The organism is Sphingomonas arabinosi (genome assembly GCF_036663715.1).
Lineage (GTDB): Bacteria > Pseudomonadota > Alphaproteobacteria > Sphingomonadales > Sphingomonadaceae > Sphingomonas.
The window spans coordinates 65,446-79,217 of sequence record NZ_JAXOJN010000012.1 but is presented as its reverse complement, the minus strand read 5'-3'; the positions used below and the strand labels follow the sequence as shown (position 1 = coordinate 79,217).

General features: G+C 65.2%; 7 protein-coding genes. 1 reads left to right on the top strand and 6 read right to left on the bottom strand.

The features are described from left to right. Positions 1-29: 29 nt before the first annotated feature. Positions 30-935, top strand: a complete 906-nt coding sequence (locus U1708_RS16795) for a class I SAM-dependent methyltransferase (protein WP_443030071.1) — start codon at positions 30-32, stop codon at positions 933-935. Here U1708_RS16795 and U1708_RS16790 read toward each other — a convergent pair. The 6 genes from U1708_RS16790 to U1708_RS16765 all read right to left on the bottom strand — a co-directional run bounded on the left by U1708_RS16790 (position 932) and on the right by U1708_RS16765 (position 13,746). Continuing rightward, positions 932-1,324, bottom strand: coding sequence for a response regulator (locus U1708_RS16790; RefSeq protein WP_332747087.1), 393 nt, complete (start codon positions 1,322-1,324; stop codon positions 932-934). The genes U1708_RS16795 and U1708_RS16790 overlap by 4 nt on opposite strands. A 64-nt stretch (positions 1,325-1,388) precedes the next feature. Then, entirely contained in the window at positions 1,389-3,869 is a 2,481-nt protein-coding gene (locus U1708_RS16785) for an ATP-binding response regulator (RefSeq protein WP_332747085.1), read from the bottom strand. A gap of 5 nt (positions 3,870-3,874) precedes the next feature. After that, positions 3,875-5,227 (bottom strand): EAL domain-containing protein, encoded by a 1,353-nt coding sequence (locus U1708_RS16780; RefSeq protein WP_332747083.1) that lies wholly within the window; start codon positions 5,225-5,227, stop codon positions 3,875-3,877. Positions 5,228-5,740: 513 nt separating this feature from the next. After that, the gene (locus U1708_RS16775) at positions 5,741-7,228 is read right to left on the bottom strand and encodes a flavin-containing monooxygenase (RefSeq protein WP_332747081.1); all 1,488 of its coding nucleotides are present in this window, start codon (positions 7,226-7,228) and stop codon (positions 5,741-5,743) included. 69 nt (positions 7,229-7,297) lie between these two features. Beyond that, the gene (locus U1708_RS16770) at positions 7,298-11,545 is read right to left on the bottom strand and encodes a translocation/assembly module TamB domain-containing protein (protein WP_332747078.1); all 4,248 of its coding nucleotides are present in this window, start codon (positions 11,543-11,545) and stop codon (positions 7,298-7,300) included. Next, on the bottom strand, positions 11,545-13,746 hold the full coding sequence (locus U1708_RS16765; RefSeq protein WP_332747075.1) for an autotransporter assembly complex protein TamA: 2,202 nt from the start codon (positions 13,744-13,746) through the stop codon (positions 11,545-11,547). Before U1708_RS16765 ends, U1708_RS16770 begins: the two co-directional genes overlap by 1 nt. Positions 13,747-13,772 lie beyond the last annotated feature (26 nt).

The following is a 13,772-nucleotide window of genomic DNA, read 5'->3' as shown; positions in this document are numbered from 1 at the left end:
CAGCCCCCTCGTGCCGCAGCCCTGCCCCCTTGTCGGGGGCACGCGACCGCGGCACAAGCGGAGACGTGTCCGATATCGTTTCAGAAAATTCCGCCCCCGAGATCTTCGACCGCTCCGCGCGCCGCGCCCGCCGGGACCGTGCCGCGCCGCGCTATGCCGAGCATGATTTCGTACGGGCGACGATGCTCGACGGGATTGCCGAACGGCTCGATGCGGTGACGCGGGACTTTACCGATATCCTCGATCTTGGCTGTTTCGACGGTGCGTTCGGCGCGCCACCGGGTGCGCGGGTGGCACGCTGCGATGCCGGCTTCGCCTTCGCCGCCACCTCGAACGGCGTGCAGGCCGACGAGGACCGCCTTCCCTTCGCCGACGCGTCGTTCGACCTGGTGGTGAGCGCAGGCGTACTCGATCAGGTGAACGACTTGCCCGGTGCACTGTCCCTCATCCGCCGCGTGTTGCGCCCCGATGGCCTGTTCCTGGGCGCGTTCGTCGGCGCGGGAAGCCTGCCCGCCTTGCGCGGCGCCTTGCGATCGGCGGAGAGCGAGCGCCCCGCCGCGCGGCTTCACCCGCAGATCGACGTGCGATCCGCGGGCGACCTGCTGATGCGCGCAGGGTTCGCCTTGCCCGTCGCCGACGTCGAGACGCTCGACGTAGGGTACCGCGATCTCGGCCGACTGTTCGGCGACCTGCGCGGGATGGCGGCCAGCAACATACTCGCGCAGCGCCAGCCACTGGCGTCGGGCACGGTCGGTCGGACGATCGCTGCGTTCGCGGATGCGGCGGACGATCGCGGCCGAACCCACGAGACGTTCCAGATCGTGTTCCTGACAGGCTGGTCGCCGGACCCCTCGCAGCCGAAACCGGCAAGGCGCGGTAGTGCGACCGCATCGCTGGGCGCCGCGCTCGGACGCGGCGATCACGGCAAGGCCTAGGCGATCAGCCCTTCGCCCTCGGCACCGCGGGCCAGGATCATGCCCATCGCGTCGAACAGCGAATCCATCGCGACCGGCTTGAAGATGACCTCGTCGGCGCCGGCACCAAGGCAGCGTTCGCGCAGGTCCGGCGCGATATCGGCGGTGACGACGATGATCGGGGTCCTCGCCTTTGCATCGCCACGCGCGCGGATGTGTTCGATCGCAGTGATGCCGTCCATGCCCGGCATCCGCAGGTCGACGAGTATGATCGCGAAATCCTGCTCGTCGATGATTTCGAGGCCGCGTTCCGCGCTTTCCGCCTCGACCATCGCAACGCCTGCGACATCGAGCATATCTCTGACGACGCGGCGGTTCATCCGGTCGTCTTCGATGAACAAAACGTTCACCGACGCCTCCGCGGAATGTCGATCGGCGGAAGATACATTGCAGTCATGACGCGGCCTCTACGCCTCATGCGGCATGCGATACAAGGTCCACTTTTGCGTTGTTTTCCGAAACCGATCCGTCGAACATGGCGGCAACCAGCGCGCTGCCGGTGACCGGTTTCGCGATCACGCGCGTGATCCCCGTCTGCAGCAGTTCGATACGCTCGGCTTCGGCCGAGACCGGCCATAACAGTGTCGTATCGGCACCCGAGACACGGGCCGCGTCTGCGATCCTCGACAAACCGGCCAGCGCTTTGCCGTCGCTACGAATTGTCGCGTCGTCGATCAGGACTCGAGCGACATTGCCGCCGCCGAGGTAACCGACGGCGTCGTCGACCGTTGCCGCGAAAACGACGGGTCCGCCGTGTGGCGCCATCAACGTCCTGAACATGCTGCGCGTGATCGGGTTGCGATCGACGACCAGCGTGATCGGTCGCGTATCCGTTTCGACGGCATCGACCACGGCCGCGTCGGCCCGGACCAGCGGCAGGACCAGGGTAAAAGTCGCGCCCTGCCCCACGACGCTGCTGACGGACACGTCGCCACCCATTGCGCGCGCAAGATTGCGACAGATCGACAACCCGAGCCCGGTCCCGCCGAACTGGCGGGTCGTTCCGGCATCCGCCTGTTTAAACGATTCGAAGATATCCTCGATCTTGTCCGCCGGAATGCCGATCCCAGAATCGCTGACGGCAACGCGCAATCGATCGTCGTCGCCGACCTCGATGTTCAGCGCGACGTGCCCGACCTTGGTGAACTTCAACGCGTTGGACAGCAGGTTGAACACGATCTGGCGTACCCGCGCGGCGTCGCCCATGATCATCGAGGGACAGCCATCGAGGGTGACCGTAAACGACAAGCCCTTCGCCCGCGCCTGTTCCTCCCACATCCGCGCGGCGTCGGTCACGGTGGCGCAGACGTCGAACGGTGCGGTCTCGATCGTTAGGTTGCCCGTCTCCATCTTGGCGACGTCGAGGATGTCGTTGACCAGCGCCCGCATCGTGATTCCCGCACCGTGCACGACACCCAGCCGATCGCGCATGTCCGCCGACAGGTTCGGATCCGCCAACATCACCTGCGTCATGCCGAGGATACCGTTCAACGGGGTCCGGATTTCATGGCTGGTCGTCGCGAGAAACTCGGTCTTGGCGGAGAGCGCCTTGCCTAGCGCGCTGTTGGTGATGGCGAGATCGTCGTTCGCGGCACGGACCTGGTCCCGACTGCGACGAAGGGTGACCAACCCGATCGCCAGCAACGCGATCACGACCGCCACCGCCCCACCCGCTCCGAAGAATATATGACGCTGCGTTCGCGCCTGGGCGCGCTCGAACGCGATGCCGCGCTGTAGTTCGCTCGCCTTCAACTGGCTGATCTTCAGTTCCTGGTTCGCGAAATCGAACCGTGCCGCCATCAACGCGGTCTTCGTATCGGTGGCGAGCTTCGTCCCGGCGTCGTCCAGTCGCTTCAGCGCCTGGAGATGCACCAGTGCCGACCCGGCATCACCCGTTGCCTCGAAGATGTCATACGCAGTCTGGTGGAAGTCGCGGTACGACGTTCCCGTCGTCTTCGGATCGATCCCGACCAGCGCGCTTTGGATCAACCGATTTGCCCGCGGCAGGTCGCCACGTTGCAACGCCAATTGCGCCGCGATCGCCGTCAGACGTCCGGCAAGACTGGGATCGGAAGGGTCGGCCATCGCCCGCCCGTTCGCGATCGCCCGGTCCGCCAGCGTCAGATTGCCGAGCTCCAACTGCACGCGCGCGATATTCATGTAGATCAGTTGGAGCAGGTTTCGGCTGTTGAGCTGTTTGGCGAGGTCGAGCGCCAGTTTGAACTGTTCCGCGGCCTTCTTATACTGATGATCCTCTGCAAGGACCAAGGCGCGGTTGTTATAGACCGACACCGCGATATTGACGTCGCCCTGATAGATATCGAGCGCCTGCTGGTAATAGCGGTCGGCGGTCTGAGGCTCCTTGGCCTGCGTATAGAGCATGGCGATGAAGACCAGCGCGCGCGACTGCCCCCTGGGATCGCCAAGTTTCCGATAGATGGTAAACGCCAATTGGTAATCTATCAGCGCGCTGCCGACATGACCCTGATAGCTGTCCAACCACCCCGTCGAGATGAGCAGGTCGGCGTGAAGCTTCGACCTTGGCTGATAGCGCTTCACCGACGCGAGCGCGCCCCGGATCAGCGGATCCGCCTTGTCCGGGTCGTTGATGCGGAGAAGGGCCTCGCCTTGCAACCACTGCGCGGTGGCGATCGCAACGCCGCGCGCGTGCTCGCTGGCGATCTGCGCGCCGTAGCGTTCCGCGACGACCGCCTTCGGCAACGCCTTTGCCGGGTCGACCAGCATCGTCGCATTGGCGTCGGCAACGGTCGCCTCGTACCGGCCGACCGCGACGTCCGGCACCGGAACGTCGGCGGGCTGCGCGGACACCAATGAGAAAGCCACCGCGAGCGATAAGGCCGCGGCCACCAGCGCTACGATCCACCGATACATCATCGCGATCAGCCTCGCTGCCAGACGGTCGCCAGTCGATTGAACGGCGCGCGTATATCCGCCGCCATCTCCCGGTATTTTCCGTCATCGAGGAAATGGATCAGCGCATCGAGATTGATCGGCCGGCTGATGAGAAACCCCTGGATCATGTCGCAGCCCATTACCGAGAGCAAGGCCATCGCGGCCTGGCTCTCGACGCCTTCCGCAACGACCTCCATCTCCAGCGCGTGCGCCAGATCGATCGTCGAGCGGACGATTAACGGGTCGCGATTCGAGCTGGTGAGCTGCGTGACGAACAGCTTGTCGATCTTCAACTCGCGCGCCGGCAATTGCTTGAGATAGGCCAGCGACGAGAGCCCGGCCCCGTAGTCGTCGATCGCGATCACGATCCCGATATCGGCAAAGACCTGGAGGTTGGCGATCGCACTGTCAGGATCGCGGATGACGGACGTCTCGGTGATCTCGAACCCGAGCTGGGCGCCGCTCGACTCGACCAGCACACACGCACGGCGGACGAAGCGCGCGTCCGCCAGAAGTGCGCCCGCGATATTGATGAAGATCCGCAGGTCGTGGCCTTGCTCTGCGAGAACCTTCTGATCGGCGATCGAACGACGGATCGTCCATAGCGTCAGCGCGACGATATCCTCGGATTCCTCGGCCAACGGGATGAAATCATTGGGCAGCACGAGTCCGCGCGTCGGATGGTTCCAGCGGACCAGCGCCTCGACGCTCGTCACCTGCTGGCGACGGAGGTGGACCTTCGGCTGGTATTGGAGGAACAATTCCTCCCTCTCGATCGCGCGCGTGAGATCGAGCGACAACTCGGCACGATCCATTGCAGCCGGACTGCCGGTTACGTCCCGCGCGATCGCGACTCGTTCCGCGCGGGCTTCGCCCAGGGCATGCTCGGCCTCTTCGATCAGCAGAACCTCGTCGCGGTGTGCCGCCGCCGCCGCGGCGCCGAGCCGGATATGCACGACATAGGATTCGCCATCGATATCGAACGGCTCTTCGAATGCCGCCTCCACGGCTGCGATGGCGAGGTCGAGCACCAGACGCGCCTCGCTTTCGAAGGCGATTTCGACAGTCTCGCGGCCGGCGACCATGATTCTCGCGCCGGGCAGCGCTTCGACGATTCGCGCAGTCACGTCGACGATCAGCCTGTCTGCCCTCGGCTTGCCGAGATGGCGTCGCAACACGGGGAAATTGGCGATCTCCGCAAGCATGAGGAACCGCCACGACGCGTGAGACGCATGGTAAATAGCGTCACGCGTACGCTCGACCGAAGGTCCGAAATCGATCCGTCGCGCGTCCGCCCCCGCTGGGCTCACCTCGATATTCGCGTCCGGAATGTCCCTCATTCCACCGGGATAGGCGGGACGCCTAAATATACCCTTAACCCTCTATCCCGCTCGCCAGCCTAGAAATGGTTAACAACTTACAAATCTAATTGTTTAACGATCCGTTAAGATATATGCGGAAACGGCACCCATCGGGTGTCAATAAAGGAGTAAAACATGCTGAATTTCATTATCGCGCTCGTCTATGGCGAACACATTCGCCCCTGGTGAATGACTAAGTCGGTCCGGACACCTGTAGCTCGTCGAATAAGGGCGGGTTTCGGTGTTCGGGCCGACACTCAAGCTTGGCTTTAGTAAGATATGTTACACCTACGTGACGCTATGGGTGCGGACGCTCGCGCGTAGTTGCCACTTCGATCTGCGCGCGCCTTGAGGACTTGAGACTACAAATATCGAAGCGAATCAGACCTGCGAATAGACCGTTGGGTACTGATGAACGGCATGGCGCCTGCTGACAGAGACAGGACGATCGCATTTACCGTGGCAACGGACGCAACGGGTTACGCGCGGCGCTTAGGCAGTCGATAAAGCATCCGGCCGCGCCGGAGCCGACGCGGGGTTCGAGAACCGCATCGCATCGTCGACCGACCCGAACTTCAGCGCCATGACATCGAGGGCGTAGTTTTGATTGAGCTTCCACGGCTTGCGCTCGCCCTGGATGGGAAGCGACGCGGCGGCGCGCTGGACATAGCCCGACGTGAAATCCAGGAACGCTTCGCTCTTCATCGTCGGATCGTCGTTATGCGGGGTCGCCTGGCGCAAACCTCGCTTGGTCATCGTGTTGAGCAAGCGGCACATGTAGATCGCCGTCAGGTCCGCCTTCAGCGTCCACGACGCATTGGTATAGCCGAAGGTCGAGCACAGGTTCGGCACGCCGTCGAACATCATGCCCTTGTACTGGAGCCGCCCGGCAAGCTCGACAGGCTGGCCGTCGAGGCTGAACGCGACGCCGCTCATCAGTTGCAGCTCCAACCCGGTCGCCGTGACGATCACGTCGGCGGGCAGGTCCCTACCTGAATCGAGCCGGATGCCCTCGGGCGTGATCCGCGCGATCGTATCGGTGACGATCGAGGCATTGCCCGTGTTGATCGCCGCGAACAGGTCGCCGTCGGGGACGAGGCAGACGCGCTGGTCCCACGGATTGTAGCGCGGCGTGAAATGCGTCGCGACGTCGTAGTCGGGGCCAAGATGATCGCGGACCATCCCGATCATCCGCTCCTTCATCTTCGCGGGCTTCTTGCGCGCGAGCCGGTAGAAAAACATGCCCATCAGGACGTTCTTCCACCGCGTGATGCCGTACGCGGCCTTCGACGGCAGCTTGCCGCGCAACCAGTTCGCGACGCGGTCCTCGCCGGGCCGCGCGACGATATACGTGGGCGAGCGCTGGAGCATCGTCACGTGCGCGGCGGTCTGCGCCATCGTCGGCACCAAGGTCACCGCGGTCGCACCACTGCCGATCACGACGACGTTCTTGCCGGCATAGTCGAGGTCTTCGGGCCAGAACTGCGGATGCACGATCCGCCCGGCAAAGCTGTCTGCGCCCTCGAACTCGGGCGAATACGCCTTGGCGTAGTTGTAATAGCCCGCGCACATCGACAGGAAATTGCAGGTCAGCGTGACCGGCGTGCCGTCAGGTCCGGTCGCCTCGACCGTCCAGCGCGCGTCCTCGGTCGACCACGCCGCCGACTTGACGTGATGACCGTAGCGGATCTTCCGGTCGATGCCGTACTCCCGCGCCGTCTCCTCGACATACGCACGGATCGAGGGACCGTCAGCGATCGACTTGGCAGCGGTCCAGGGATGGAAGGCGAACCCCAGCGTGTGCATGTCTGAATCGGACCGGATGCCGGGATAGCGGAACAGGTCCCACGTCCCGCCCATCGACTGCCGGCCTTCGAGGATGGCGTAGCTACGGTCCGGGCAACGCGTTTGGAGATGGTAGCCGGTGCCGATCCCGGAGATGCCGGCACCCACCACGATTACGTCGACATGCTCGGCCATGCTGCATCCCCTCGCCCCGGCATTACGCCGTAGGTTTCATAACCGAACCTATCTAACTCCGTTCCGAACTCAATAGTCCTTCGAATATTTGAGGCTAGCGCTCTGGCCGCCGCTCGATCCTGCCGCCGACAACAGGCTCAGGGCCTTGGTCAGCGCGATTTCGAGCTGCGTCGAGGTGAAGCCCTTCGCGTCGGTGACGATCTCCACATAGATGTTGTCGGTCAGGTACTTGCCCGCCGCCAGGCTGGTACCGCGGCCGCTCGCTTCGTCCGCGCCGAGCACGCGCAACCGGTCGAACCCGGTCGCCGAGCGCAGCTTGCCGAGTGGGTTGAGGCCGCCACCGCCCGACCCGCGCAGCGAGTTGAGTGCGGATGCCAGCTGGATGGCCTCGGTCGCCGATAGGTTCGCCGGGCTCGCCCCGAACAGCAAGCGACTGAGTACCTCGTCCTGCGGCAATGTCGGCGTCGAGGTGAAGGCAATCTGCGGCCGCTGGCCCGTCCCCGTCACGTTGATCACGACGGTGATACCGTTGGTCGTGGTGGTCGCCTGGATGTTGATGTCCGGATCGGTCAGCGCACCGCCACGGAAGCGGATCTGGCCGCGGTTGACCTCGAACCGCTTGCCCGAGAACGAGTAGGTGCCACGAACGATGTCGAGCCCGCCGGTGACGATCGGAGCAGCGGAGGTACCGCCGATCCGCATGTCCATCTCCCATTCGGATTCGAGGCCCATGCCCGACACGAACAATTGGTTCGGCGCACGCACCCGGAGGTCGAGCTTGAACAGGCCGACCGCTGGGGCTGCCGGACGATCGGTCGGTCGCGCGACGACGACGTCGCTTTTGCGCCGCACGCCGGTCAGCTCGGCCACTTCGGCCTGCCCCTGGCGAATGATCTGATACCGCGCTTCGGGGATCTGTAGATCGCCCTGGATCAGACCGCCGTTGCGACCATTGGTGAGATGGATCGTGCCACTCGTGGTGGCACTGATCGCATCGCTCTTGGCGAGCTGTGCATTGTTCAACGTCGCACGCAGATCGATCGGGAAGCCGCTATCGGCTGCAAAACCGATCGAACCCTGCGCTTGCACGGTACCGTCGCCGGCCTTTGCACTGAGTTGCGTCAGCTGCAGGTCGGTGTTCGAGAACCGCCCGGCGATCCGCATCTGCGACAGCCGCGTCCCATAGGTCTCGTTGTCGTACGTCAGATTGTCGGCACGGACGACGCCGTTGAGTTGCGGTGCCTGCAGACGCCCCGAGAAATCGGCGGCGACCGCGATCGGGCCCGACAGCTGCTGGTTGGGGATCGCCGCGAAGCTGAACAGCACCGCGGACGGGCCGTTATAGCGGATCCCGCCCGACAGCGGCGCGGCCATCAGTCGCGTGCTCCACGAACCACTGCCCGCTGGCAGCGGCCGCAGGTTCGCGACCATCCGGCCGATGACGGACGTCCCGCGACGGACCAGCGCACGACCCGTGCCGCCCTCGCCGCCGAGCGTCCCGGCGAACACGATGTCGACGGGGTCGGAGACGGCGGCAAGGCCGGACCGCGTGAAGTTGGTGACGGTCATGCGTGCGTCGGCGGTCGGCAACGCGGCCGAATTCGCCTGCGAGAAGTCGAGGCTGCCGGTTGCCTTGCCACCAATCCCGAGGTTCGGGACCAGCGCGGACAGCGTCGACAGATCGAGGCGATCGAGCCGGACCTGCGCGTTCGTGCCACGGCCATAGCTGCCAGCCAAGCGCGCCGAGCCGCCACCCGCTCCACCGAAGTCGATCTGGGTCGGCGACAGGCGGTATACGCCTCCCGCGGCCTGGATGCGCGCCGGATTGACGGTGCGGAAATCGATCCCGTTCGCCTGGCCCTGTGCGGCGACGAGGTAGTTGTTGGGGCTCAGCTTCGCGTTTACGGCGAGACGGAACGGAACGCCGTTCGACCCCGTCAGCAGCGCTTGCGCGGTGCCGTTGCCGCCCACGTAATTGACCTTCGCACGCGCCGCCGAGAGGACGATCGCACCGTAACGCATGTCCGCAATCTGCGCGTCCGCCACGATCTGCGGCGTCGGCGTGAGGACCGCACTGGCCGAGACGATCGCGCGGCCGATGGTGAAGTCGACCATGCCGGGAATCCGGGCACCGTTGGCACGCGCCGCGACGTCAGCCCGCTGATAGTTACCTTGGTTGGCAAGCCGGACGTTACCCGACAAACCCTGCCCCGCGAACTGGAGTGCACCCGCGAACGGACCTGCGGCGGTCTGCACGACGCGCCCACTGCCGACGATCCCGGCGAACACCACGCGGCGCACGTCGACCGCGAGTTGCGTGCCCGGCGTCACCAGCACATCGGCGGTGAACGGCCCGTAATTGGTGCCGCCGCTCGCCGTGACGGCGTAGGCGCCACCGCGGCCGACGATCCGCGCGTTCAGGTTAACGAGTCCGACGCCAACCCCCGGACGCGGTGCGCGCAGGACCACGACCGGCGCGGTCGCGCTACCCGTCACGCGGGCGGACAGCGGGCCGTAGACGGTGGAATACGCGTCTGCATTGACCAGAACCGCGCCCGTGGCAGGATCGAACCGGCCCTCACCGCGCGTCACACGGAACTGTGGCGCGTTCATGCGGAGATTGCGGAACGTGACGATGCCCTCCGGGCTGTAACCGATGTCCGAGCGGACGATCGCGTTGCCGCCGAGGAAGCTGCGCGCGCCTTCGTTGAAGATCTGCGAGGTCTGCGCGACGACGCGGCCGGTGATGCCGAACCCGCCATTGGGGCCCGGTACCAGCTTCGCGTCGGTCGTCAGGTTGACGATGCCGATGCCGTCGACGCGGTAATTGTTGACCCGCCCCTTGAGCGCGCCGGTGTAACGCCCGGTCGCCATGTTCGCGACCACGACCGCAGTCGCATCGATCTTGTCCGAGCGAATTTTCAGGTTGTCCGACAGCACGTTCACGCCCGAAATCGCGAAATCGCCATCGATCGCGACGTTGGTCGCAAGACCCCCAACCGCGGCGTTCAGGCCGGTCACGCGACGCGCCCGCGCCTTGATCGGCACGAGGATACGGTCCGAGTTCACGCGGGCAAGGCCCTCGGCGTAGAGATTCTCGACGCCCATATCGCCGAACGCGATCGTCGCCGCACGGACCTTGTAGTCCACCGTCGGCGTCGCGAACGCACCGTCGAGAACGACACGCGCCGTTACGTCACGACCACGCAGGTTCGGCAGGATCGCCCCCGGCGTCAGCAGCTTCGCGTTCACCGCGAAATTGCCGAACCGGCTGTTGGCGAGATCGATCAGCCCGCCCGCGTCGACCGCGAGCGCGTCCGACTTCAGCGTCATCCGCGTATCGGCCTTACGGTCGTTCAACGTCGTATCGATCGCAACATCGAGCTGTGGCGCGGTCAGCCGCTCGACCGGTCCTTCGAGATACAAACCCGGACGCGCCGACCCGCGCACTTGGATATGCCCGTTCTTCGCAGTCAGCCCGAGGTTCGCCAGTTGCCCGCCGCCCAGAGTCGCAACTGCGCGACCCTGCCACGAAGCCCAACTACCGCGCCCATCGACGGTCGCAGTCAGCGGCGCCTTCAGCGAACCCATCGTCGCGACCACGCCGCCAACCGGTGCGGTCAGCTTCACGTTCACGTCGAGCTTGTTCTGCTCCGGCACCGCATCGAGCTTCAGCACCAGACGATCGCCACCCGCGATCCCCGGCCCGGTCAGCGCCGCCGCGTTGGTCGTCAACTGCGCGCGCTTGTCGGCGATGTGTACCGCGCCGTCGATCTTCACGATATGCGTCTGGCCGGTCACCGGCTTGGCGATCAGGAAGCGCTCGATCACCAGCCGGTTCACGTCGATGTCGAGATCGGGCAGCAACGGCGCGTTCGGATCGCTCGGCGTCGCGTTCAGCACCGGGCGGCGCTGCAACGTGACCAACGGCGTCGTCAGCGAGCGCACGTCGACATGGTTCTTGGCGAACGCGAACGGGCGCCAGTCGACGGCCAGCTTCGGACTCGTCAGGAACACGCCCTTGGGATCCGACACCCGCACATCGCTAAGCGTCATCGCGCCGTAGATCGACCCATCGATCCGCCCGACCTTGATGTTCAGCCCCGACGCGGTCGTGTACCCGCCGATCTGGTCCGCGACGAGCCGCCGGCCGGGATCGGTGTTGATCCCGAACAGCACGATCAGCACGAGCGCGATCAGGCTCACGACCAGGATCGCGAGCCACTTCAGGATGCGCTGCCACAGCGGTCGCCGCTCGACGATGACGGTCTGCTCGACCGGGACCTGCTCAGCAGGAAGAGTGCCGTTGTCGGCCATCAGAATGCCTGCCCGATCGAGATATAGAGCGCGACCTTGCCGTCGCCCTCGCGTGGATTGAGCGGCGTTGCGATATCGAAACGCATCGGTCCGAAATTGGTATAGAAACGCCCGCCGATGCCCGCACCATAGCGCATGGACGAAAGGTTCGGCGTGCTGCTCTCATAGCTGTTGCCGGCATCGATGAACGGCACGATGCCGAAATCGCCGAACCGGTACCGAGCCTCCAGCGCGAACTCGTTGAGCGAGCGCCCGCCGACCGGATTGCCGTCGGGATCGAACGGCCCGAGCCGCTGATAGCCGTACCCGCGCACCGATCCGCCACCGCCGCCGTAATAGCGCCGCGATGGCGCCAGATCGTCACGATCGACACCCTGGATCGAGCCGGCCTTGGCGCGGCCGGCGATCACAATACTGCTGGAGACGGGGTAATAGAACGTCCCCTCGATCATCGTCCGGATGTACGGCTTCACCGACCCCTGCACCGACGTTTCCGGGCTGAGGTTGAGGGTAAGGCGGAAACCCTTGGACGGATTGAGCAGGCTGTCCGAGCGATCGAACCGGACCTGGCCCGGCAGCGCGACGATGCCGTAGGTCCGCCGCACGCTCTCGCCGCGACCGAAATCATAGACGCTCTCGTTCGTCCCGACGAGCTCGCCACCATAATAATAGGTCAGCGGCTTCTGCCAGATCGGCGTCGAATCATAGCTCCAGCGTACGCCGACGCTGGTCGTGAACGCCTCGTACGCGTCGTAGTTCGAATGGTTCGCACCCGCGGTGACGCTAAACGTGCGATCGCGGCGACCGGCGTTCGCGCGGCGGAACGTGCCCGACAGGCCCTGCTCCTGCGTACCCGCGATCACCGATCCGATCAGCGCGCCCTCGTATGGGAACAGGTTGCGGTGCTGCCACGTCCCCTCGGCACGGAAGCCCTGCCCCGTCGAAAAGCCGAGATTGCCGCCGAGCGTCCGGACCTTGCCCGCGCTTTGGCGGACCAGCAGGTCGACCTGTTCGGTACCGTCGGCGTTGAGCGTACCCGTCCGCACCGGCTCCACCGACACGGTCGAGAACATCGACGTCGCGACGAGTGCATCGCGCAGATCGTCGGTCAACCGGTTGTCGTAGAGTTCGCCTGCCTTGAACCGCGGGAAGACGTTCAGATGCTCGAGATTGAAGACCGGATCGCCCTCGGTCCGCAACTGTCCAAACGACGAGCGAGGCCCCGTGTCGACGGGCAAGGTGTACGCGCCGGTCGGGGTCTGGTCGTCGAGCAGGATGTCGCGCTCACCGACCTTGACGAACGGATAGCCGCGTTGTGGCAGCACTAGGCTGACATTCGCCTCGGCTCCCTCGACGCGCGCAGCCTCGATCGGATCGCCGACCTTCAGCGGCAACTGCGTCCGTACCAGATCGGGCGGCGTCGTCGCGTTCGCCTGCACGGTGACCGACGACAGCGAATAGAGCCGACCGGGCCGCGCGCTGACGGTCGCCCGCAGGCGGCTAGCCTTGGTCGTGTCGGCGTTGGGGATCGTCTCGATCGTCGAAATCGCGGTCGCGTCGTAATAGCCGAGCGACTTCAGCAGCCGGACCGCCAGCGCCTCGTCTTCGCGAGCGCGGGCCGCAACCTGCGTGGCATTCGCCGCCTTGCCCTTGCCTTCGGACAACGCTGACAGCGCCTTGTAGCGCGCCTCGAGCCCGTCGCCCGCCTCGTCCAACCCCTTGATCGCGGTGTCGTACCGGATCTCGGGTGCGTCCTTGTCGACGATGTCGGCCGCAGTCTGCAGCGGCGTAGTGTCGAAGCTCGACAGCGGCGTCAGCGGCTGCGCCAATTGCGGATCGCTGGGACCGGTCGGGGGCAGCACGTCGCCGGTCACCGTGGTCGTCGCCGTCGCAGGCGTCGCGGCTTGCGGCGTAGCGGTGGACATCGGTTCGAGCGGTGCGTTGAGATCGCTGCTCAGCGGCGGCAACGAACTGTCGAACTCGGCATCGGGCACGATCGCCGCATCGGACCGCGGGTCGTTCGCCTGCCCGTTCGCCTGCCCGTTCGATTGCGGCCGATCGCTGGGCTTGGGCGCGTTGGGACCCTTGGCCGGGGCGGTGCCCGGCTGTGCGATCTGCGCGGAAACCGATCCCGCGAACCCCGTAGATGACGCTACCAACGCCAGAGCGAGCCAATGATGCCGGCTAGTCGAAGCTGTCACACGATCCCCTTCATGGGAGGCGTTCG